The organism is Aquabacterium sp. UBA2148 (genome assembly GCF_002328915.1).
Taxonomy (GTDB): domain Bacteria; phylum Pseudomonadota; class Gammaproteobacteria; order Burkholderiales; family Burkholderiaceae_C; genus Aquabacterium; species Aquabacterium parvum.
Window position 1 is genome coordinate 1,577 of the sequence record NZ_DCXA01000206.1, and the last position, 21,631, is coordinate 23,207.

The 21,631-nt window shown below is 65.2% G+C and carries 19 protein-coding genes; 13 read left to right on the forward strand and 6 right to left on the reverse strand.

What is annotated here, in order from left to right; all coding sequences use genetic code 11:
* Positions 1–36: 36 nt before the first annotated feature.
* Together B2W70_RS11385 and B2W70_RS11390 are read right to left on the reverse strand one after the other, a co-directional pair.
* Positions 37–1,989, reverse strand: coding sequence for a DEAD/DEAH box helicase (locus B2W70_RS11385; RefSeq protein WP_286745777.1), 1,953 nt, complete (start codon positions 1,987–1,989; stop codon positions 37–39).
* A gap of 411 nt (positions 1,990–2,400) precedes the next feature.
* Positions 2,401–2,535, reverse strand: coding sequence for a hypothetical protein (locus B2W70_RS11390; protein ID WP_268760973.1), 135 nt, complete (start codon positions 2,533–2,535; stop codon positions 2,401–2,403).
* Between the two features lie 207 nt (positions 2,536–2,742).
* Between B2W70_RS11390 and B2W70_RS11395 the strand changes: the two genes are divergently transcribed.
* Positions 2,743–4,119: a replication-associated recombination protein A gene (locus B2W70_RS11395; RefSeq protein WP_414631051.1), complete on the forward strand. Its 1,377-nt coding sequence runs from the start codon at positions 2,743–2,745 to the stop codon at positions 4,117–4,119.
* Here the strand turns inward: B2W70_RS11395 and icmH are convergent, their stop codons facing one another.
* The 3 genes from icmH to tssJ are packed head-to-tail and all read right to left on the reverse strand — an operon-like array spanning position 4,120 to position 7,054.
* Entirely contained in the window at positions 4,120–4,926 is an 807-nt protein-coding gene (gene icmH, locus B2W70_RS11400; protein WP_286745779.1) for a type IVB secretion system protein IcmH/DotU, read from the reverse strand.
* Between the two features lie 10 nt (positions 4,927–4,936).
* Positions 4,937–6,292: a type VI secretion system baseplate subunit TssK gene (gene tssK, locus B2W70_RS11405; RefSeq protein ID WP_286745781.1), complete on the reverse strand. Its 1,356-nt coding sequence runs from the start codon at positions 6,290–6,292 to the stop codon at positions 4,937–4,939.
* Positions 6,293–6,343: 51 nt separating this feature from the next.
* Positions 6,344–7,054 carry a type VI secretion system lipoprotein TssJ gene (gene tssJ, locus B2W70_RS11410; RefSeq protein ID WP_286745783.1) on the reverse strand — a complete coding sequence of 237 codons (711 nt, stop codon included), beginning with the start codon at positions 7,052–7,054 and terminating at the stop codon, positions 6,344–6,346.
* 323 nt (positions 7,055–7,377) lie between these two features.
* Between tssJ and B2W70_RS11415 the strand changes: the two genes are divergently transcribed.
* The 8 genes from B2W70_RS11415 (at position 7,378) to tssH (ending at position 17,168) form a co-directional block, all read left to right on the forward strand.
* Positions 7,378–8,076 (forward strand): tetratricopeptide repeat protein, encoded by a 699-nt coding sequence (locus B2W70_RS11415; protein WP_286745785.1) that lies wholly within the window; start codon positions 7,378–7,380, stop codon positions 8,074–8,076.
* Positions 8,077–8,099: 23 nt separating this feature from the next.
* Complete coding sequence (tssB, locus tag B2W70_RS11420) at positions 8,100–8,618, forward strand: type VI secretion system contractile sheath small subunit (protein ID WP_286745787.1); 519 nt, start codon at positions 8,100–8,102, stop codon at positions 8,616–8,618.
* Positions 8,619–8,622: 4 nt separating this feature from the next.
* The gene (gene tssC, locus B2W70_RS11425; protein ID WP_286745789.1) at positions 8,623–10,110 is read left to right on the forward strand and encodes a type VI secretion system contractile sheath large subunit; all 1,488 of its coding nucleotides are present in this window, start codon (positions 8,623–8,625) and stop codon (positions 10,108–10,110) included.
* Between the two features lie 73 nt (positions 10,111–10,183).
* Positions 10,184–10,720, forward strand: coding sequence for an Hcp family type VI secretion system effector (locus B2W70_RS11430; RefSeq protein ID WP_286745791.1), 537 nt, complete (start codon positions 10,184–10,186; stop codon positions 10,718–10,720).
* 80 nt (positions 10,721–10,800) lie between these two features.
* On the forward strand, positions 10,801–11,310 hold the full coding sequence (gene tssE, locus B2W70_RS11435; RefSeq protein WP_286745793.1) for a type VI secretion system baseplate subunit TssE: 510 nt from the start codon (positions 10,801–10,803) through the stop codon (positions 11,308–11,310).
* An 18-nt stretch (positions 11,311–11,328) separates the two neighbouring features.
* Entirely contained in the window at positions 11,329–13,305 is a 1,977-nt protein-coding gene (tssF, locus tag B2W70_RS11440) for a type VI secretion system baseplate subunit TssF (RefSeq protein WP_286745795.1), read from the forward strand.
* Between the two features lie 8 nt (positions 13,306–13,313).
* Positions 13,314–14,435: a type VI secretion system baseplate subunit TssG gene (gene tssG / locus B2W70_RS11445; protein ID WP_286745797.1), complete on the forward strand. Its 1,122-nt coding sequence runs from the start codon at positions 13,314–13,316 to the stop codon at positions 14,433–14,435.
* A 39-nt stretch (positions 14,436–14,474) separates the two neighbouring features.
* Positions 14,475–17,168, forward strand: coding sequence for a type VI secretion system ATPase TssH (tssH, locus tag B2W70_RS11450; protein ID WP_286745799.1), 2,694 nt, complete (start codon positions 14,475–14,477; stop codon positions 17,166–17,168).
* 91 nt (positions 17,169–17,259) lie between these two features.
* Here the strand turns inward: tssH and B2W70_RS11455 are convergent, their stop codons facing one another.
* Positions 17,260–17,493, reverse strand: coding sequence for an oxidoreductase-like domain-containing protein (locus B2W70_RS11455; RefSeq protein ID WP_058087928.1), 234 nt, complete (start codon positions 17,491–17,493; stop codon positions 17,260–17,262).
* A gap of 205 nt (positions 17,494–17,698) precedes the next feature.
* On the opposite strand from B2W70_RS11455, the gene B2W70_RS11460 reads away from it, so the two are divergent.
* The 4 genes from B2W70_RS11460 to B2W70_RS11475 form a co-directional block, all read left to right on the forward strand.
* Entirely contained in the window at positions 17,699–18,430 is a 732-nt protein-coding gene (locus B2W70_RS11460; RefSeq protein WP_286745801.1) for a hypothetical protein, read from the forward strand.
* 10 nt (positions 18,431–18,440) lie between these two features.
* The gene (locus B2W70_RS11465) at positions 18,441–19,163 is read left to right on the forward strand and encodes a hypothetical protein (RefSeq protein ID WP_286745803.1); all 723 of its coding nucleotides are present in this window, start codon (positions 18,441–18,443) and stop codon (positions 19,161–19,163) included.
* Positions 19,164–19,390: 227 nt separating this feature from the next.
* Positions 19,391–20,647, forward strand: a complete 1,257-nt coding sequence (locus B2W70_RS11470; protein ID WP_286745805.1) for a GGDEF domain-containing protein — start codon at positions 19,391–19,393, stop codon at positions 20,645–20,647.
* Between the two features lie 26 nt (positions 20,648–20,673).
* Positions 20,674–21,631, forward strand: a 958-nt coding sequence (locus B2W70_RS11475) for a diguanylate cyclase domain-containing protein (RefSeq protein ID WP_286745807.1), incomplete at its 3' end; no start/stop codon positions are given.

The window sequence follows — 21,631 nt, forward strand, 5'->3', positions numbered from 1 at the left end:
GGTTTCAGCGAGCTCGCTGAAACCGCTTTGGCTTGATCAGCCCTCGCGCTTGCCAAAGCCCGGGCGCTTGCCGCCAGCGGGCTTGAAGCCGCCCTTGTTGCCGAAGGGCTTGTCACCAAACGAGCGCTCGCCGAACGACTTTTCGCCAAAGGGCTTGCCACCGAAGGCCTTGCCACCCTTGCCGCCAAACGGCTTGTCACCGAAAGGCTTGTCGCCGAACGACTTGCCAGCCGGCTTGTCGAAGGACTTCTTCTCGAAGGGGCGGTCGCCGCCGAAGCTGCGCTCACCCTGCGGGCGGTCACCGAACTGGCGCTCGCCAAAAGGCTTGTTGCCGAAGGGCTTGCCGCCGAAAGGCTTGTCACCAAAGGGCTTGTTGCCAAAGTTGCCGCGGTCGTCGAAGCGCTTGCGCTCGCCGCCACCGAAGCCGCCACGGTCGCCGCCGCGGTCGTCACGCGGCGCAAAACCACGGTCTTCGGACGGGCCCTTGAAGCGTTGATCCGGACGCGGCTGGAAGCCACGGTCTTCGCGGGGTGCGAAACCACGGTCTTCACGCGGAGCAAAGCCACGCTCGCCACCGCGGTCGTTGCGATCGCCCCAGCCGCCTTCGCGCTTGCCACCGAAGCGGTCGCCACCACCGAAGCCGCCGCCAAAACCACCGCCACGGCTACCATGGCCAGGCATCGGCTTGTCATGGCGCGGGCCCCTGTCGTTGAACAGCTTGGTTTGCGGCTCCATGCCTTCGATCACCGATTCGGCGATGCGATGGGTGGTGAAGCGCTCGATGCGGCGCAGCATGCCGATGTCGCGGCGCTCGACCAGGGTCACGGCCAGGCCCGAACGGCCAGCGCGACCGGTGCGGCCGATGCGGTGCACGTAGTCCTCGGCCTTCATGGGCATGCCGTAGTTGATCACGTGGGTGATGGTCGGCACGTCAATGCCGCGAGCGGCGACGTCGGTGGCGACCAGCACGCGCAGCTGGCGCATGCGCAGGCCTTGCAGCACGCGGTTGCGACGGCCTTGCGGCATGCCGCCGTGCAGGGCGGCCACGGCGTGACCCATGTCGGCCAGGCGGTCGGCCAGGATGTCGGCGTCGCGCTGGGTGCTGGTGAAGATCACGGCCTGGTCAACGGCCTTGTCGGCCAGCAGGTGGTCCAGCAGCTTGTTCTTGTGCACCAGCGAGTCGGCCATGTGCAGGCGCTGCTCGATGTTGTCGTGGCTGTCCGTGTGCGAGGCCACTTCGATGCTCAGGGCGTCGCGGGTCAGGCGCTGAGCCAACTGGCCGACGTGGCCGGCGAAGGTGGCCGAGAACATCAGGGTCTGGCGCTCGGCCGGGGTGGCGTCGGCAATGGCTTCGATGTCATCGATGAAGCCCATGTCCAGCATGCGGTCGGCTTCGTCGAGCACCAGCACTTCGAGGTTGGACAGCACGGCAGCGCCGGTGTTGAGGTGGTCCAGCAGGCGGCCGGGTGTGGCGATCAGCACGTCCAGCGGGCCTTTGAGTGCCTTGAGCTGGTAGCCATAGGGCACGCCGCCCACGATGGTGGCCACGCGCAGGCCTTGCATGTGCTTGCCGTAGGTGGATGCGGCCTTGGCAACCTGCATGGCGAGTTCGCGGGTCGGGGCGAGCACCAGCACGCGGGGGCCGTGCGTCTTGCCCTTGCCGCCCTGGTTGTCGCGGCGCTTGCTGTCGCCGCGGGCGGCGATGACGCGCTCCAGCGCGGGCAGCATGAAGGCCGCCGTCTTGCCGGAGCCGGTGGACGAGGCCACGCGCAGGTCGGCACCGTTCATGGCGGCCGGGATGGCCTTGATCTGAACGCCGGTGGGCTGGGTGTAGCCGGAGTCGGCCAGGGCCTTGCACAGCTCGGGGCTCAGGCCCAGCTCTGCGAAGTTGGGGCCGGTGGGTTCGGCAGCGGTTTCCTGGGTGATTTCGTTGGCCTCGTTGCCTTGCGGCAGTTCGGCATCGATGAGGTCACGAGAAGCGTCGGTCATGTTGACATCCAAAGAGAGAGCAGCCCCGCGTCCGCGCAGTTGGCGCGGCAACAACAGAGCCTGCCTGCCGGGCGCAAATGCGCGGCAGGACATGGTGAGTCGCTGGGAACGTGTCCGGACTGCGTGGCGGCCGACGGTCTTGCCGTGGGGCCGGGGTCACGTTGAGTCGGTCAAAGCGACGGCATCGCCGCCAACCGAAACTCAAGACACGACAGGGGCGCTCTGGTGTGTCCTTGCGGATGAGAGAGCGCCGTCCTCGCTTCAGTTGACTGTGTTGCGCTCATGGCGCAAGCCAACTGGCTTGAAAGAGGTCAGAGGGGATGAACGAATTGCCGAGCCAAGAAAAATCAGGTCCCGGTTGATGCCCCGGGTTCCTCGGGTTTCCCCTGTATCGGCAAGCTGCGGATCTTCTTACATCAAGGCCGATTTGTCAAGCGTTGCTGCAGAGCGCGCCATGGACAGCTCGATGGTCTGGTGACGACCGCGAAGGGCCAGGTCGATGGCGACGGGGACGGCCACCAGGGCCAGCAGGGTCAAAGTCAACATGTGGCACCTCAGCGTTGCTCGTTGTGGGTTCGGGGTCTGCCGACCTGAACGAGCGCCGGATGCATCAAGCATGCGCCTGACGCACCTTGTCCAAATCGGTGTTTACCTTCATCAAACCGTCACATTTCAACCTTTTGTCGCGGCAACTTGCCACGCGCGACAATCGTGCCCATGCAAGACTCCTTGTCCCTGGACTTTCCCGAGCCCATGCCATCCCCGGGGATGGCGAATGCATCGGCTGAGCGTGGCCAAGCCTCGCCCCATGCCCCGCTGGCCGAGCGCCTGCGACCTCGTTCGCTGGCCGATGTGATCGGGCAGGAGCACCTGCTTGGCGAGGGGCAGCCCCTGCGGGTCGCCTTCGAGTCGGGGCAGCCTCACTCCATGATCCTTTGGGGCCCACCGGGTGTCGGCAAGACCACCTTGGCCCGGTTGATGGCGGGCACGGTCGACGCCCAGTTCATCGCGATTTCGGCGGTGCTGGGAGGTGTCAAGGACATCCGCGACGCGGTCGAGCAGGCTCAGGCAGCACTGCGAAGCGGCCGGCGCACCATCGTTTTTGTCGACGAGGTGCACCGATTCAACAAGGCCCAGCAAGATGCTTTCTTGCCGCACGTCGAGTCGGGGTTGTTCACCTTCATCGGCGCCACGACCGAGAACCCGTCTTTCGAGGTCAACGCCGCGCTGCTGTCCCGTGCCACCGTGCACGTGTTGCGCGCCATGGACCACGAAGCCATGGTGCAGCTGCTGGACAAAGGGCGCGAGGCGCTGTCGGGTCCCTCGCTGACCGCAGCCGCGCGCGATCGCCTCATTGCTTACGCAGATGGTGACGCACGTCGTGCGCTCAACACCTATGAAGCCTTGTGCGGCATGCTCAAGGGGCGAGACGTGCTGGACGAGCCGGAACTGGAGCGAGCCCTGGGCGAACAGCTGCGTCGCTACGACAAGGGGGGTGATCAGTTCTACGACACCATCTCGGCGCTGCACAAATCGGTTCGAGGCTCGGACCCCGATGCGGCGCTGTACTGGTTCGTGCGCATGGTCGACGGTGGGGTGGACCCACGCTACATCGCTCGGCGCCTGGTGCGCATGGCCAGCGAAGACATCGGCCTGGCTGATCCGCGAGCCCTGCGCATGGCGTTGGATGCCTCCGAAACCTATGAGCGACTGGGCTCGCCCGAAGGTGAACTGACGCTCGCGCAATGCGTGATCTACCTCGCTGTCGCACCCAAGAGCAACGCCGCCTACACGGCCTACAAGGCGGTGCGTGCCTGGGTCAAGCAAGACACCACGCGGCAGGTGCCCATGCACCTGCGCAACGCCCCCACCAAGCTGATGAAGCAACTCGGCCATGGCGATGGGTACCGCTACGCTCACGACGAGCCTGAGGCGGTGGCCGCAGGTGAGCGCTACTTCCCGGATGGCATGGCGCCGCAGGCGTTCTACCAGCCCGTGTCGCGTGGCCTGGAGATCAAAATCGGTGAGCGGGTCAGGCACCTGCGCCAGCTCGCCGGTGACGCACGCGCGCCGGACGGTGCCAGCGAGCCGGGAGGCCCCGACGCACCGGGCTTGCCAGACGCCGACTGATCAGGGCAGGGTGATGGTGATGTGCGCCGACTGCGGGGCCAGTTGCACGATGTGATGGTGGGCACCCAAGGTTGCCTGGGTGTGTTCGGACAACTGCCAGCGCAAGCCGATGAAAGCCAGGGCAGCCATCAGGCCGAACAGCGAGCCGATGGCCCAAAGAGGCACCTGGTGACGCAGTTGGTGTCGCACGCGATCGGGCGCGGCCCAGTGCGGAGCGAACCCTGCCGAGTTGCCGCGCATGCGAGCTATCTCGTCACCCAGCCTGGCGGTCAGGTAGCCGAGCTTTTCGCTGCCTTCGATCAGGTACTTGCCTTGGAAGCCCAGCAGCAGGCACATCTGGTAGACCTCCATCACCTGCAGGCGTGCAGCGCCTTGCTGGCGCATGTCGTCCAGCTTGAGGAAGAACTGCTCACCCGCCAGTTGGTCGCCAAAGAACTGCACCTGCAGGGGCAGGCGTTGCCAGCTTTCACGCACCTTGAACGAGGACATCAGCACGGCCTCATCCACCGTGGCGCAGAAGGCGTATTTGCAAGCGTAGATGTCTTCAGCGGAAGCGCCGAGTTTGCCCGCACCCCGCTCGAATTGGGTCAAGAACTGCTTGATGCGGTCACGGAAGACCTCGGCGTCCGTCGGTGCGTGTTTGCCCTTGAGCAAAAACAGCAGGTAGAAGCCGTCGTACATCAGGTCGAGCAGGCGTGAGGACGCGGTCGCCGCCGAGGACTGCGCGCTGGCTGCAGCCTGATTTGACGCGCCTTGTGGCGGCTGGCTGCTGCCGAACAAGCTGGGTGGTTGGGCGGATGCACTCATGGGGTGGGGCTCAGGCGTTGATCGCCACCAGCTCCAGGGTCAGGTCCTGGATGCCGGTTGGCGTGTAGAGGGTCAGCGACTGGGCCTGCAGCATGCGCTCGTACAGCGCGCCACGGGGCTCCAGCGAAAAATAGTAGTTGCCAGGACGAACCGGCACCGCGGCAGGCACCTGTGGAACGTGGGTCAGGCGCACGCCAGGCATGGCCGAGAGCACGAGCTTGTCCACGTCGTCTGGCGCGCCCACCTTGAAGCGCTGGGGCACGATCTCCACCAGCTCTGCCGGGGGCATCGATGCGCTGACACCCAGGTAGAACTGGGTGCCGGGGGTGATTTGCTCGGAATCCAGGCGGCCACGGTGAAAGGACGGTGCGGCCTCGTGCAGGGAGATGGCGAAACTGCGCGTGGAGATCACCGTCTCGAGCAGCTCACGGATGACCTGATCGAGCTTGACAAAGGCCTGGCCAGGCTGAGCGTGGTCGTAGGTTGGCAGGTCGGCCAGGGTGAAGCTGCGTGAGAACGTCATCAAGGAGCCCGCCAGCTCCAGCAGCCGCTCGAACAGGCGCTCGGGGTGAAAGCCCGGGTTGCGGGCGAGGTGGGTCAGGCCCGCGAGCGCGGTGCTGGCCGTGTGAAGCAGCCAGAACGAGGCGATGTCACCCGATCTGAACTCGATGACGTGTTTGCTGGGCTCGCGGTGCATGCCGTACAGGGCGTCGACCTTGGCTTGCAGTGCGTCCATGAGCCTGCGCAGGTGCAGGGTCAACATGGGCGATGCCTGGATGTGCAGCGAAGGCGGCATGAAGCGACCGTCGAGCTCGAAGCTGCCGGCGGACGTTCGACGCAGTCGCACCAGGGGCAGGCTCACCAGGTGGTCGCGAGCGCTGGTGTCGGGCAGCAGCCTGGTCGAGCGACGCAGCGTCATCAACTCGGCGCTCACCGCATCGGTGTAGCGGTCGGCGACTTGAACCGGTGCACGGTGATAGCGAACGGCCGTGTCAGCTTCTTGTTGGGTGGCGGCCATGTTGCTGCCTTGGCTGCGCAGCGCTGCGGTGGCCAGGTGAAACGTCACGGTGCTTCCTTCCTGGGCTGATGGCAGCGAGCCCAGCACGACAGGAGGGGGCAATTCGTCCTCAGCGGGGGCGTGGACCATGTCGCCGTCGGGCATCACAACCTGCAACTCCAGGACTCGCAGCACACCTGTTTGCAGTGCGTCCGCGTCGAGCTTGAGGTGGCGCACACCCCAGGCGTGCGGGTGCAGAGAGCGGCTGACCTGCGTCAAGCGCCACTCGTGGTAAGCGTCTTGCTGCTGGAAGTGCTGCGGCCTCAGGAACAGGCCTTCTCCCCACAAGACTTTGGGTGACTGGATCAAGTGCTTACCTCCGAAAATGGCATGTGTTGGCGGCAGGTTGGCTGGGCGGCGTCATGCACCGGGGCACGCGACCGAGGCAGACCGCACACGCTCGCTTGACACGCCAACGGCTTGGCCTGTGTGCACGGTCATGGCGCAGGCGTGCAAGCCCACTTCAATGCCTGTGATCTCTGCCTGGTTGGCTGGGAAGGCGTATCTCCAGCGGCCTGCCACCGGTTGGCGATAAAGGGCCACGATGCCAACGTGAGCGATGTCGCGTGGCAGTTTGTCCGTGGCTTCGTGACGTTGCCCTGGCACCAGTTGCACTTCGCGCACGGACACCAGGTCGTCGCCCAGGCGCTCCTTCTCGAGAGCGGGGTCGCCGAACGTGTCGGCTGGTGCCTGCAAGAAACTGTCGGGTGCTCTAAGTCGGTAGACGCGAACCAGCAATGACAGGGACTGCCCGTCGGGCAAGGTGTTGAGCGATGGGCTGGCGTGCAAGCGCCACGTGATGCGTCGGTCGGGCAGGGCGCTGTCGGGCACCTCGGGCTTTTTCAAGCCGGTCAACTCAAGTGCCTTGTCGCCAGCCTTTTCGAGCCAGCTGCTCACGCCTGACGTCTCGGTGGCCGATGGCGGCAAGCGCCCTGGCGCAGTGCCGCAAGCACTGAGCGACAGCAACAGCCAGGCCATGCAGATGCTGCGTGCGGTGGTGCTCAGAGCCAGTCGCTCATCGCGGCGAACCCCTGATCGGCATTGACGATGCTTGCGCTGCAAGTGGCGCATGGGGTCCTTCCCTTTTGGTCCCTTGGATGTGTGCGGTCGGTGTTGGCGCCGCTTTTCGGCGTGCAGTGTACGGATCAGGAAAGGTGTTCTGGGTCGCATCCCCCCAGCAGAGGGGAGGTGGACATGAAACCAGTTGAAAGAGTCTGTAAATCACCCCCGAAAGAGGGCTGGAGGCCTCCGCGAATTCGGCTCTAATCCGCCGCAATGACGACCGATCGCCCCGATGGCACGGCGTCACAACACAGATCCAAACAGGGAGCATCAGATTGAGCAGGACGGGCCAAGGCCGTCGGTTTCGCGCCGCGGTTTTCATGGGTGTCAGCGTGGCTTTTGTGGCCACCTTGCAGGGTTGTGCCAGCGTGGGTTCGAAGGACCCTCAGGTCGAGAAGCGACTGGTGCAGGAGAAGCTGGACGAAAGCCTCAGCGCGGCCGACAAAGCCCAGAAGCAGGGTCAAACAGACCAGGCGCTGCAACTGCTGGACGAGGCCGCCAGAATTGACCCGGCCGCCAAGCAACCCTGGTTGCGCAAGGCGCAGATCCACTTCGAGGCCCGGCAGTACGGTCCTGCCATCACGCAAGCGCATGAAGCCTTGCAACGCGATGTGAACGATCTCACCGCTCAGAGCATCCTGGCGGTCAGCGGCTTGCGCGTGAGCGCCTCAGCGCTGGATCAACTCCGCAAAGCCAACGAGGTCACCGGCTCCACGCGCAGCGAGGCCGAAAGCGTGGCGCGCGTCATTCACCAAGCATTGGGTGAGCCCATCTTGCTGGCGCCCACGGCTTCAGGGCCTGCCGCCTCGACCGAGCCTGCCCCTCGGCGAGCCGGGCGTGGTGCCCCCCGGTCGCCGCTGACCCCTGCTGCGCGTCCCACAAATGGCGCAGCGCCAGCGGTGGCTCCTGCGCTGGCAGCGCCGGCAAAGCCGCCGGCAACGCAAGCCCCCACTGTTTCCAAGCCCGCTCCGGCGGCCCGTCCCGCGCCGGCGCCAGCCGGTCGGAACAACCCCTTTGGGGCACTGCAGTAAATCCACCTTCAAGGAGTCCGGTCATGGCCAAGAAAGACAGCGTTCAACAGCGACTCGGTCGCGTGCGTCCACCGCGTGTGCAACTCACTTATGACGTCGAAGTGGGTGATGCCATCGAGCAAAAGGAAATCCCTTTTGTGGTCGGCGTGATGGGTGACTTCACCGGCCAAGCTGATCCGGACAAGCCTTTGCCCAAGCTCAAGGACCGTGCCTTTGTCCAGGTGGATATGGACAATTTCGACGAGGTCATGGCGGGCATGTCGCCACGTGCCAGCTTCCGAGTGCCCAACAAGCTCGCGGGTGAAGGCGAGTTCGGTGTCAACCTGCAGTTCAACAGCATGGAAGACTTCCGCCCCGAGTCGGTGGTCCAACAGGTTGACCCGCTTCGCAAACTGCTTGAAGCCCGCACCAAGCTCTCCGACTTGCGCAACAAGCTGGCTGGCAATGAAAAGCTCGAAGACGCGCTGGCCGAAGTCCTGAGCAACACCGAGCAACGTCAGCGCATCGAAGCCGAGGCCGCGCAAGGCCAGGACAAGGAGTGACCCCATGAGCGCCCAACTGCAACCCCAAGGCCAGCCGCAAGCCGCCTCCACCGAAGGCCTCGGCCTGCTCGATGACATCGTCGCCCGCAGCAAGGTCGCCAAGACCGATGTCGAGCACGCCCGTGCCAAGGACATCATTGGCGAGCTGGTGCGCGAGGTCATGGCCGGCACGGTCACCATCTCCGACAACCTCTCGGCCAGCATCGACGCCCGCATCGCCGAGATCGATCGCCTCATCTCGACGCAGCTCAGCGCCGTGATGCACGCGCCTGAGTTCCAGAAGCTCGAATCCACCTGGACGGGTCTGCAGTACCTGTGCAAGCAAACATCGACCGGCGAGCGCCTGAAGATCAAGCTGCTCAATGCAACCAAGAAGGACATGGTCAAGGACTTCAAGACCGCCATCGACTTCGACCAATCGGCGTTGTTCAAAAAGGTTTACGAAGAAGAGTTCGGTACCTTCGGCGGCGCACCTTTCGGTGCCCTCATCGGTGACTACGAAATCGGCCGTGGCGCCGAAGACATGTACTTCGTCGAGCAGATGTCGCATGTGGCGGCCGCCGCCCATGCGCCCTTCATCTCCTCGGCTTCGTCCGAACTGTTCGGGCTTGAATCGTTCACCGAGCTGGGCCGCCCCCGCGATCTGGCCAAGGTGTTCGACACGGTCGATTACGCCAAGTGGAAGTCCTTCCGCGAGGCGGAAGACTCGCGTTACGTCGGGCTGACCGTGCCCCGTTTCCTGGGGCGTCTGCCGTACGACCCGAAGGAAGGCACCAGCACCGAAGGCTTCAACTTTGTCGAAGAGGTGGACGGCAGCGATCACAGCCGCTACCTGTGGGTCAACACGGCCTACGCCATGGGTGCTCGCCTGACCGATGCCTTCGAGCATTACGGCTGGTGCGCTGCCATCCGTGGTGTCGAAGGTGGCGGCCTGGTCGAGGACCTGCCGACCCACACCTTCAAGACCGACGACGGTGAGCTGGCCCTGAAGTGCCCAACCGAAGTGGCCATCACCGATCGCCGAGAGAAGGAACTCAGCGACCTGGGCTTCATCCCCCTGGTCCATTGCAAGAACACCGACTACGCCGCCTTCTTTGGCGCGCAGTCCGCCCAGAAAGCGCGCAAGTACGACAGCGATGCCGCGAATGCCAATGCCACGCTGTCTGCTCAGCTCCAGTACATGTTCGCGGTCTGCCGCATCGCGCACTACATGAAGGCCATGATGCGCGACAAGGTCGGCAGCTTTGCCAACACCCTGGACGTCGAGCGCTACCTGCACAACTGGCTGATGCAGTACGTGGTGGATGCGCAGGATGCCTCCCAGGAGATCCGCGCTCAAAAGCCCCTGCGTGAGGCCAGTGTCGAAGTCAGCGAAGTCCCTGGTCGTCCGGGTTCGTACCGCGCCGTCGCATTCGTGCGGCCGCATTACCAACTTGACGAACTGTCGGTTTCGCTGCGGCTGGTCGCGGAGTTGCCGCAAGGCTCGAAGTGACCGGTTTCACCAAGCCGGCTCGCGCATCAAGCTGATGCAGTGAGCTGGTTCATCAACACAGGAGTGAGAGAAAATGAAAGATATCTACGTCAAGTTCGGCAAGGCGCTGAACGGCAAAGAAATCAAGGGCGAATCTCGTGATGCTGGCGGCACCGAAAAGCACGGCGCACCTTGGTTTGAGGTCGTGAGCTGGAGCCACCTTATTCGTCAGCCCAAGTCTGCTACGGCATCGACTGCCGGCGGTCACACCGCCGAGCGTTGCGAGCACGGCGAGATGATCTTCACCAAGGACTTGGACCTGGTCAGCCCCCAACTGTGGGAAGCTTGTTCGGCTGGCAGTCTGTACGACGACGTGGAAATCCACTTCATGCGCGCCAACGGTGTCAGCGAGCGAGTTCTGTACCTCAAGATCAAGTTGAAGAAGGTGCTGATCTCGCAGGTGGTTCCGCAGGTGATGTCCGAGGGCTTGCCCACGGAAACCTTTGGCCTGCGCTATTCTGCAGTCGAGTGGACCTACACCCAACAGACGATGGACGGCAAGTCCAAGCCCGGTAACGTCGCCGCCTGGAGCCTGGCCACCAACAAGGCTGCCTTCGACGCTCCGAACTGATGAGCGAACGCCGGCATCCTCAACGGATGCCTGCATCAGGCGGGGCCGAGCGCCCCGCCTTTTCTTGAGACCTGTGCACCATGTCCAGCGCGCTTCGCATTCGCCGCGGGCTCTTTGACCGCCTGCTGGCCACCGACCCGGACGCTCCCGAAGGCCTGATCCAGACCTGTTCGGTTGAGCAGTTGCGTGACACCGTTGCGCGCGACCTGGAGCGCCTGCTCAATGCCCGATCCGCGCTGCTGTCGACCGACCCCCAGTGGTCGGCCCTGGGGCCCCAAGCCCGTGCGTCGGTGATGTGTTTTGGTGTGCCCGATTTCGCGGGCCGTGTTCTCGCCAGTTCAGAGGACCAGCGTTTCATCGCCGTCGGTCTGGCCAAGGCCATCGAAGCCCATGAGCCCCGCCTCAAGCAGGTCGCGGTCGACTTCCGGCAGGACGATGCTCCCGGCCGCGCCCTTCAGTTCACCATCCGCGCCACCCTGGTGGTGCGCCCGGCTCGCGAGAGCGTCAGCTTTGACGCGGTGCTCATGCCTTCGATGTCTCGCTACCAGGTCACGCAGGCGCGTTTTGCTTCGGCGGGACTGCGCCATTGAGTCGCAACCAGGCAGTTCATGGACGACCTCCTTCCCCATTACGAACGCGAATTGGCCTTTCTGCGCACGCGCGCTGGCGATTTCGCGAAGCAGTACCCCAAGATCGCAGGGCGACTTCAGCTGAGTGGTGACGTGGGCGATGACCCCCATGTCGAGCGACTCATCGAGGCGTTCGCCTTCTTGTCGGCTCGCATCCACAAACGTCTGGATGACGATTTCCCGCTGTTCACGGAGGCCTTGCTGGAGGTCCTGTACCCGCATTACCTGAGGCCTTTCCCGTCCTGCGCCATCGCACGATTCGACCTGGGTGCGCAGGCGACGCAGATGAGCAAGGCCGTCTCTGTGCCTTGTGGCACGAGCCTGAGCAGCCGCCCCGTCAAAGGCGTGACCTGCCGCTTTCGCACCACGGCCGATGTGCAGCTCTTGCCCCTGGAGGTCGTGGAGGTCGGTCACCGCCACACGGTGCAGGCCCCAACGGGCACCAGCGTGCCAGCCGGGGTCACGTCGGTGTTGTCCATCACCCTGCTCAAACGCTCGCCCCAGGTGAGCTGGGGGGCGCTGCTCTCCAGGCCCTGGCGGGTGCACCTGGACGGCGAGTCGTCGCAAGTCAGTGTCTTGCGCGAGGCGCTGTGTCGGCGCACGCGGGCCGTGCGATTTGCCTGGCAGCCTCACCAGCCCTGGCAAGCACCCGCGTCGCCGACAGCCCTTCCACAGCCTGCGGGTTTCGGTGACGACGAAGCCTTGATCGATTGGGACGAGCGCGCTCACCCGGCCTACCGACTGCTGGCTGAGTACTTCGGCTTTGTCGAGAAGTTCAATTTCGTCGACATGCCGGCGCTGTGCTCGCCGCGCGGCGTGTCCGGGGTGAATCCAGCGGAGTCGGGCGGCGCAGTGGGCCACGCGCAAGCCCAGGCTCAGGGCATCGATTCCTTGGCTGGCGCGGGTGTTGACGCGGAGCCTGCCCAGCTGGTGTGTCACCTGCTGATGGACGGTTTGCGTGCTGATTCAGACGAGGCCAGGCTCCTGGAAACGGTCAACGCGTCGAACATCGTGCTGGGCGCCGTGCCGGTGATCAACCTGTTTCCGCATGCGGCCGACCCGATACGGGTCACGCACAGGCAGGCCGAGTACTCCGTGGTCGTGGATGGGCGTCGCGCTCACGGCCACGAGGTGCATTCCTTGCTGCGCGTGCATCGCGTCCGTCAAACGGCGCACGGCGAAGTCATCGACGAGGTCCGTCCCTTCTTTTCGCTGCAGCACGACGAGTTGCTTGATGCGCTCGATGCTCAGTCCGACGATGGGGCCCAGCCGCACTGCCTGGCCTACTGGCAGATGCGCCGTGACGAGGACCTGGCCGAGCGCAGCCCGGGTCACGAGGTGTCCATCAGTTTTGTCGACGCGAGCCAGAATCCGATGACGCCAGCGGTTGAAACCCTGTCGCTCGATGTGATGGCCACCAACCGAGACCTGCCACACCTGCTGGCACCTGGCACGGTGGGTGGCGACCTGTTCATGGAAGGCGGTGGTCCGGCGCGTAACATCACCCTGTTGCGCAAGCCCACGCGCAGCCATCGCATCGAGCGTGGCAAGGGCATGTTGTGGCGCCTGGTTTCTCAGCTCTCGCTGAACCACCTGTCTTTGACGGCCGGTGGCATCGATGCCTTGCGCGAGTTGCTGCGCCTCTACGACCTGCCGCACAGCGCCAGCAATCGTCGTCAGATCGATGGCCTGGTCGGCATCGAATTCCAGGCCGACACCGCCTGGATACCGGGCGAGCCGTTTGCCACATTCGTGCGTGGCACCTTGGTGAAGCTGACGGTGGACGAAGACAGTTTTGTGGGCAGCGGTTTGGGCTTGTTTACCAACGTCATGGATCGCTTCTTCGGTCTGTACGTGCATGTCAACAGCTACGCGAAGTTGCAGGTGCTGTCCGCACGCTCCGGCGAGGTGTTGCTGACCTGTGCGCCTAGGCACGGCGACCGACAGTTGCTGTGAATTGCGCCATGACCCGCGCCATGACCCGCGCCACGCACTCTTCCCGCACCGCATCGCCGGCCGTGCCGTCTGCACGGTTCAGCGCCCCGATCGATTTGCTCATCGGTGAACCCCATGGTTTTGGCTTTTTTCAGGCCATTCGCCTGCTGGATCGTTGGCTGGGCGATGGGCAGGCCCCGGGCGCGGGGCTGCAAAAGCTGCAGTTTCGCAACTCGGTTTCGCTGAGCTTTCCGGCCAGCGAGATCGAGTCCATGCACGTGAGCTGGCGCGATCCTCAGGCAGTGCGTTTGCCCGCCAACGTGGACAAGGTTGACCTGACGCCAGCCTGCATGGGCCTGCTGGGTGTCACGGGCGCCTTGCCACTGTTCTACACGGAGTGGCTGGGGCAGGTGGAGTTGCGGGGGCGCGACCCATCCGCGAGGGCGTTCCTGGACGTGTTCAGTCACCGTTCGGTGGTGTTGTTCTACCAGGCCTGGCGCAAGCACCGCCTGGCGCTTCAATACGAGGCCGATCGGCAGCGCGCCTTCCTGCCCCAGGTGTTGGCCTTGGCCGGCATCGGTCTCAAAGGCTTGCGGCAGCGGCTGGAGCCCCAACACGGCGGTGTTTCCGATGAAGGCCTGGCCTACTTTGCAGGCGCACTGCAGCAACGCACGCTGCCAGCCCCGCAGCTGCAGCGGCTGTTGCAGCGCTACCTTGGCGTGGCGGTGGAGGTCGAGCCCTTCGTGGGACGCTGGTATCGCATCCCGGATGAGGGGCGAACCCACCTGGGCCTGGGGCTGGAGCAAGGAGGTGGCTTGCTCGGGCGCAGTGCCGTGGTGGGCGAGCGCGTCTGGCAGCGCAACCTCCGTGTGCGCCTGACCCTGGGGCCCCTGGACCATGCCCGGTTCCGGCGATTTTTGCCCGGTGGGCCAGGTGAGCGGGCCTTGCGTCATTGGCTGGGGCTGCTCCTGGGGCCGTCGCTGGAGTTCGAGGTGCGCTTGTGTTTGCGCCAGGACGACGTGCGCCCCATTGCCCTTTGCTCCGATCGGGCCGACAGCCTGGGGCGCCTGGGTTGGGACACCTTCCTGATGAGCCGCCCCGCGCATGCCGATCGCGACGACGTTCGCTACGACATCCAGGCTGCGGCCTGACCCCCGTTACCCCATCACATCACAAAAAAAGGCGAGACCATGTCACACCCCCTCGAACTGCTGATCACCAAGCTCAACGACTCGACCCGGCGTGCCGCCGAGCAAGCGGTGGTGCTGTGCAAGCAGCGCGGCCACCACGAGGTGGACATCGAACACCTGATGCTGGCGCTGCTGGCCCAGCCGGCCAACGACCTGCAACTGCTGTGTCGACATGCCGATGTGTCCATCGATGGCCTGGTGCACGACCTGGAGGCCGAGCTGTCACGCTTTGCCTCGGGCAGCAATCGACCACCGGTGTTCTCGGTGCACGTGCCGGTGTTGCTGGAGCAGGCCTGGCTGGTGGCCTCGCTGTCGGCGCCGTCTGCGCGCATCCGCAGCGCGCACCTGCTGCTGGCCTGGTTGACCGAGCCCACGCTGTCGCAGCTGGCCGTGCGCAGCTCGCGGCGCCTGGCTCAGTTCAACCTGACCGAACTCAAGCATCGCCTGGCCGAGCTGACAACCGACTCGCCCGAAGCACCGGTGGCCGCCTCCGCATCAGCCAGCGCCGACGGCGCATCGCCAGCTGACCTGGGTGCCGATGCCGCCCAGGGCCCGGGCCGCACCCCGGCGCTGGACCAGTTCACCACCAACCTGACCGAGCGCGCCCGTCAAGGCCAGCTCGACCCAGTCATCGGTCGGGACACCGAGATCCGCCAGGCCATCGACATCCTGCTGCGCCGCCGCCAGAACAACCCCATCCTCACCGGCGAGGCGGGTGTGGGCAAGACGGCCGTGGTCGAAGGCCTGGCCTTGCGCGTGGCCTCGGGCGACGTGCCGCCGGCTCTGCAGGGCGTGGCCATCCATGTGCTCGACATGGGCTTGCTGCAGGCAGGGGCGTCGGTCAAGGGCGAGTTCGAGAACCGCCTGAAAAACGTCATCGACGAGGTGCGCAAGAGCCCGCACCCCATCATCTTGTTCATCGACGAGGCACACACGCTGATCGGTGCCGGTGGCCAGGCAGGCGGTGGTGACGCGGCCAACCTGCTCAAGCCCGCGCTGGCGAGAGGTGAGTTGCGCACCATCGCCGCGACCACCTGGAGTGAGTACAAGCAGTACGTCGAGAAAGACGCGGCCCTGGCGCGGCGCTTCCAGGTCATCAAGGTCGAGGAGCCGAGCGAGGGCATCGCTGCAGCGATGCTGCGCGGCATGGCCCCGTTGATGGAAAAGCACTTTGGCGTGCGCCTACTCGATGAGGCCATCACCGAGGCGGTGCGCCTGTCCTCGCGCTACATCAGCGGTCGCCAGTTGCCGGACAAGGCCGTGAGCGTGCTCGACACCGCCTGCGCGCGCGTGGCCCTGGGCCAGAGCGCCACGCCCGCCCGCATCGAGGACGCGCGCCGTGGCATCGAGCAGATCGACGCCGAGGTGGCCGCCTTGCAGCGCGAGGTCGCAGCCCGCATCGAAGGCTCGCCGCAGCGCGCGGTGCGCCTGGATGAGCTGGGCATGGCTCGCCTGGACCTGCAGCGTCAGCTTCAAGCCGATGAAGCGCGCTGGTCTCAAGAGCAGCAGGTTGTGCAGGCCATTCTGGCGCTGCGCCAAAAGGGTGAGCAGCAGGCCGGTGGCCTGAGCGACGACGAAGCCGCCGAGTTGAGCCAGCTTCAGTCCGACCTGCGCGCACTGCAAGGCGAGGCCCCGCTGGTGCCGGTGCAGGTCGATGGCCACGTGGTGGCGGACATCGTCAGCGGTTGGACGGGCATCCCGCTGGGCAAGATGGTGCTCGACGAGATCGAGACCGTGCGCCAGTTGCACACCACGCTGCAAGAGCGCGTCATCGGACAGGACCACGCCCTGGGCGCCATCGCGCAGCGCGTGCGCACCGCCCGCGCAGGACTGGAAGATCCGAACAAGCCGCGCGGTGTGTTCCTGTTCGTGGGCCCCAGCGGCGTCGGCAAGACCGAGACCGCGCTGGCCCTGGCCGACATCCTCTACGGTGGTGAGCGCAACCTCATCACCATCAACATGAGCGAGTACCAGGAGGCCCACAGCGTCAGCGGCCTCAAAGGCTCGCCACCGGGCTACGTGGGCTACGGCCAGGGTGGTGTGCTGACCGAAGCCGTGCGCCGCAAGCCCTACAGCGTGGTGTTGCTCGACGAGGTCGAGAAAGCTCACCCCGACGTGCTGGAGATGTTCTTCCAGGTTTTCGACAAAGGCCGCATGGACGATGCCGAAGGCCGCGAGATCGACTTCCGCCAGACGCTCATCATCCTCACCTCCAACGCCGGCTCGCAGCAGATCATGCAGGCCTGCATGCAGCACGACGAAGAAGCCGGTGGCGTGGTGATGAAGTCACCCGAGGCGATGCCCGCCGCCGACGAGCTGGCCGAGGGCCTGCGCCCCGTGCTTTACAAGACCTTCAAGCCTGCCTTCATCGGGCGCACCAAGGTGGTGCCGTACTACCCGCTTCACGACGACGTGCTGGCCGAGGTGATCCGACTCAAGCTTGAGCGCATCGCGGCGCGCGTGAAGGCGAATCACCAGGCCGACCTGACCTTCGATGAGTCGCTGATCGACACCGTGCTGGCGCGCTGCACCGAGGTCGACACCGGCGCGCGCGCGGTTGACCACATCCTCAACGGCAGCATGTTGCCCGAGGTGGCCGATGCGGTGCTGGCGGCGATGGCGGATGGGCGTGCGATCGAGCGCATCCGCGTGGGGGCAAACGAGCAAGGCGAGTTCACCTTCGAGGTGGCCTGATGCGCTCTGGCCTGGCGCGGGAGCCCGCGTGCCTGGCCGCGCATGGTCGTGTCGTCGGGTGCTTGGGTGCCAGGCCCTTGAGCGTTGAGTGTCAGCCCAGCTCGAGGATCAGGAGGGCCTCGTCGCGCCAGTAGGTGGCAGCGGCGTAAAAGCCTTCCCAGACGCAGCCATTGCAGCCGCGGCCGCAGCAGGTCGTCGGTGCGGGAGGTGGCTCGCGAAGTGTCATGCTGCGTGCCTGGGCCTCGGCCTGAAGGGCCTGGAAAACCGCCTGAGCCGTGCTCAGTTCGTACAGGGGTTGCGTGAACAGGGGGGCGGGTGTGGCCATGCGCGCGATCTTACCGTTCGCCGTCCTGGGTGAGTTCGCGCCAAGGCGGTCCTGTCGCCATGGCATAGTCTGATGGCAGCTGTCGGCGTGCGCCGACCTTGCCCAGCTTCACGTGACCGAACCCAGCCCTTCTTCCTCATCCTCGGCGGTTGTTGCCGACTCAGCCTCCCATTCAGGTGGACGGCTGGTCGAGCCTGCCCAGCCCATGCTGGCCGTGTACGGCCATGTCGTGACCTGGCGTCACCTGGTCATCACGGCGTTGCTGCTGTTGTTGCTCATGGCCGCCCTGGCCGCCGGCGTGGCCTGGTGGGCCTGGCACAACCTGGCCGCGCGCGTGGTGCTGCGCGAGCAGCACGCCCTGGTGAGGCTGCCCGAAGAGCTGAACGTGCAGGCTTCGATCAGCCGCAAGGTGGTGGTTCAGGTCGATCAGGTGCTGCCGGTTCGCGTGCCCATCCAGCAAGACATCAGCGTCCCGCTGCTTGACCCGATCCCGGTGCAGGTCAGCATCGACACCGTGGTGCCGGTGAACCTGTCGGTGCCGGTCAAGCACGTCTTCAAGCTCGACCAGGTCATCGAGGTGGACAGCACGGTGCGCACGCGCGTGATGGGCATCCCGCTGAGCCTGCCCGTCAAGGGGCAGGTGCCGGTTCGCGCCGACGTGCCCATCGACATCGTTGTGCCGGTCAAGCAGGACTTGCCGGTGGCCCTGACCACCCAGGCGCAGGTCCGCATCACCGAGCCCCTGCGCACGCGCATCGACACGGTGGTCGAGACCAGGGTGCCCATCCGCGAGTCCTTGGCCCTGCCGATCAGCGAGCCGGTGAACGCGCGCCTGACCTTCCCGCAGCGGCAGGTCGAGGCGGGGCTGGACCTGATGTCGCTCACCGTGCCTTTCGAGGCGGTGTCGCTGGGCCTGCGCAGGCCTGCCAAGCCCTGAGCGCGAAGCGATGGCATCGACCCTGGCGCGTGGCGGCTGGCACCGACCGATCAGCCTGAAGTCCCTGCTGGTCGTCGGCGGACTGGTGCTGCTGGTGTGGCTCGCGTTGATGCTGGGCGCGGTCTGGTTCGTCTACACCCAGCTCGATGCGCGCATGGACTTGCACGAGCAGCCGGTGACCTTGCAACTGCCCGCTGGTCTGCAGGCCCAGGCCAGCGTGCAGCGTCCTGTGAGCACCCGGATCGATTTGCGACCCCTGGTGAGCGTGCCCGTTCGCCAACGCTTGCGTGCCCAGATTGAGGATTCTTTGCTGACTCGCACAAGCCTTCAGACGCTGGTGCAGATCGACACCGTGGTGCAGGTTGATCAGGTGGTGCCTGTGCAGACCGAATTGAGCATGCGGGTGCCCTTGTTCTCGTGGCTGCCCGTGTTCGATGTCAGCTTGCCCGTGACGCTGAACGTGCCGTTCAAGGCCAGTGTGCCCGTGCGGGCGCAGGTGCCCGTGAACATGGAGGCGCTGGTCAGTGGGGAGCTGAGGGCGCCAGTTGACGTGCCTCTGGACGCAGTCTTCCATTTGCGCCCCCATGTGCAGGCAGACCTGCAGGCCCAACTCCACGGACAAATGGATTTCGTGGTGCGAGAAGCCATGCCCGCCTTGCCTTTGACCATCGTGCGGGCGCGCCTGCTGGTGCCTTTTGACGTGCCCAGCATCCGCCAGCGTGAACGGCCCTGAGCCGCAACCGGCAAGCCGTTGACGCGCTTGTGCCTTGCGTCACTTGCGCCTTGCGTGAAAAAGTGCAGGATGCTGGGGTGGGCTTGCCCCAGGGGCCGCGCAAACACCGGGGCGTTTTCTCATGGGCTGACGCATGATCGCGTCCAGCCTGTGCCCGGTGTTGTGGGGCAGGGCCGCCGCAGGAGTCGGGTTTGCCGCAAGCAGGTGTCATTCAATCAGAGGGTGGTGTGACGGGGCAACAGCCTCCCGATCGCGCTGCGCTGGTCGAGCAGACCCTGGAGCGGGGTTTCCCGCTGATGGTCTTTCCGCCTGCGCTGGAAGCCTTCTTTCAGCAGGAGTGCGCAGCGGACAGGCTGCGACACGTGACGGCATCCGGGGTGGCGGCGGTGTTGCTGTTTGCCGGCATGCTGGTCAGTGACTGGTGGCTCACGCCGGAGACCCTGGGGCTTTCTGCCGCCTTGCGCCTGGGGGTGTATGCCCCGGTGGTGCTGGCGGGGCTGTGGACCTTGCGCCTGATCAGGTCTGCTCAGTTGACCGAGTGGGGCATCGCCCTGGCCGGGATGCTGGCGATCTTGCTGACGGGGGTCATCCTTCTCCAGGCCGAGAGCCGATGGGCTCTCTCCAGGGTCGTCGAGCTCAACATCATCGTCGTCTACACCTGCACCTTGGCCCGGTTCTGGCCTGCGATGGCGATGGCCGGCTGGGTTGCGCTGGTCCAGGCCTTCCTGGTGTTCACGTTGCCGGACTTCACGGGTGTGGTCAACATCAACGCGACCTTGCTGGTGTTGGTGGTGATGTCTTTCACGCTGTTTGGCAACTACACGCTGGAGCGCCACGAGCGCTACGCCTTCCTGATGGCACAGCGAGAGCGCGCCCTTCAGGACGCGCTCGAGACCTCCCATGCGCAACTCGCTCACCTGGCCACCACCGATGCCCTGACCGATGTTGCCAACCGCCGTTCGGCCGAGTCGTTCCTGGCGCAGACTTGGGCGCATGCGCAAAAGCGTGACCTGTCGGTGGCGCTTGTTGCCATCGATGTGGACCATTTCAAACGCTACAACGACCACCACGGCCACCAGGCCGGGGACCGCTGCCTGCAGTCGGTGGCCCGGGCGCTGACCAGTTGCTCCCGCCGCGCTGGCGACCTGGTGGCGCGCATGGGCGGCGAGGAGTTCCTGCTGATCATGGTGGACGTGGACCAGCGCACGGCGATGTCGGTGGCCCAGCGGGTGCGCGATGTCGTGCGTGGCCTGGCCGTGCCGCATGGCGCCCCGGGTTGTGGCCCGGTGGTGACGGTCAGCGTGGGCGTGGCCACGGTCAGGCCTGCCCAGGAGGTCGGCCTGGCAGATACCCTGAAGCAGGCCGATGAGGCGCTTTACGCAGCCAAGGGCAGCGGCCGCAACCGCGTTTGCACCCGGCTGGTGGACGGTGAAATGCATTGCCTCGATGAGGCCGGCTTGCTGCCACAGGGGGTTGGATCGTGACGAGTCCTGTGCACCTCGGGTCTGTGTTGAGCGGACTTGGACTGAGCCGCTTTGGGCGTTTGCGGTTCGAGCCTGCCGAAGAGGCCCGTTTTGTTCAGGACAGCAAGGCTGCGCGTCAGACCCACTTCCTGATCAGTGGCATCTTTTCCCTGGTGGCCTTCAACCTGTTTTTGCTCTCGGACTGGATGATGGTGCCCGATCGCTTCGAGCTGGCCTTGCGCTTGCGTTTGGTCGTTTACACACCGGTTGCCTTGTTCTTCCTGGTGGTTTGCTGGCGGTTCCGTGAATTCGTGCTGGGGCTGCCTGCCGCCGTCACCGAGTGGGTGGCGATGATCGGCGGTGTGTTCGCGGCCTTTTGCCTGGTGACGGTGCTGTTGCTCACCGACAGCCCTTACGCGGGCATGTACCGCTGCGGCTTGCTGCCCATCCTGGTTTTTGGCACCTTGGTGATGCGCTTTCGCTTTCAGCTGGCCGTGGTGTTTTGTGGCTGCATCATTGCCTTGCACCTGCTGACGGTTTGGGGGGCTCAGGGGGCTCCTTCGCCATACCCTGAGCTCGAAGTGCCCATGTTCCTGCTCTTGCTGATGGTCGCGTTCTACACCCTGGCGATGAACTTTCGCACCGAGGCCGAAGAGCGTTTGCGCTTTCAGCGCAAGGAGCGCGCGGCGGCTTTGCGGCGCGAACTCGAGGCCTCGCAAGCCAGGCTGGAGGCTTTGTCCCGCCAGGATGCGCTCACGGGCGTGCCCAACCGACGCCGCTTCGACGAGGTGGCCTGGCAATGCTGGCAGCGCCACCACCAAACGGGCGAGCAATTGGCCGTGATGCTGCTGGATGTCGACCACTTCAAGGCTTTCAACGACCACCATGGGCACCCCGCTGGCGATCAATGCCTGCGCCTGGTGGCCAAGGCCTTGCAGGACACGCTCGCGAGCGGCGACGGCACGCTGGCCCGATGGGGCGGCGAGGAGTTCATCGTGCTCTTGC

What these genes read in the sequence shown, in the direction of transcription:
- tssH (WP_286745799.1), top strand. Translation starts at nt 14,475, where the DNA reads ATGTCACACCCCCTCGAACTGCTGATCACCAAGCTCAACGACTCGACC.
- tssC (WP_286745789.1), top strand. Translation starts at nt 8,623, where the DNA reads ATGAGCGCCCAACTGCAACCCCAAGGCCAGCCGCAAGCCGCCTCCACC.
- tssB (WP_286745787.1), top strand. Translation starts at nt 8,100, where the DNA reads ATGGCCAAGAAAGACAGCGTTCAACAGCGACTCGGTCGCGTGCGTCCA.
- icmH (WP_286745779.1), bottom strand. Translation starts at nt 4,926, where the DNA reads ATGAGTGCATCCGCCCAACCACCCAGCTTGTTCGGCAGCAGCCAGCCG.
- B2W70_RS11385 (WP_286745777.1), bottom strand. Translation starts at nt 1,989, where the DNA reads ATGACCGACGCTTCTCGTGACCTCATCGATGCCGAACTGCCGCAAGGC.
- tssE (WP_286745793.1), top strand. Translation starts at nt 10,801, where the DNA reads ATGTCCAGCGCGCTTCGCATTCGCCGCGGGCTCTTTGACCGCCTGCTG.
- tssG (WP_286745797.1), top strand. Translation starts at nt 13,314, where the DNA reads ATGACCCGCGCCATGACCCGCGCCACGCACTCTTCCCGCACCGCATCG.
- B2W70_RS11430 (WP_286745791.1), top strand. Translation starts at nt 10,184, where the DNA reads ATGAAAGATATCTACGTCAAGTTCGGCAAGGCGCTGAACGGCAAAGAA.
- B2W70_RS11455 (WP_058087928.1), bottom strand. Translation starts at nt 17,493, where the DNA reads ATGGCCACACCCGCCCCCCTGTTCACGCAACCCCTGTACGAACTGAGC.
- B2W70_RS11395 (WP_414631051.1), top strand. Translation starts at nt 2,743, where the DNA reads ATGCCATCCCCGGGGATGGCGAATGCATCGGCTGAGCGTGGCCAAGCC.
- B2W70_RS11390 (WP_268760973.1), bottom strand. Translation starts at nt 2,535, where the DNA reads ATGTTGACTTTGACCCTGCTGGCCCTGGTGGCCGTCCCCGTCGCCATC.
- B2W70_RS11460 (WP_286745801.1), top strand. Translation starts at nt 17,699, where the DNA reads ATGCTGGCCGTGTACGGCCATGTCGTGACCTGGCGTCACCTGGTCATC.
- tssJ (WP_286745783.1), bottom strand. Translation starts at nt 7,054, where the DNA reads ATGCGCCACTTGCAGCGCAAGCATCGTCAATGCCGATCAGGGGTTCGC.
- tssF (WP_286745795.1), top strand. Translation starts at nt 11,329, where the DNA reads ATGGACGACCTCCTTCCCCATTACGAACGCGAATTGGCCTTTCTGCGC.
- B2W70_RS11465 (WP_286745803.1), top strand. Translation starts at nt 18,441, where the DNA reads ATGGCATCGACCCTGGCGCGTGGCGGCTGGCACCGACCGATCAGCCTG.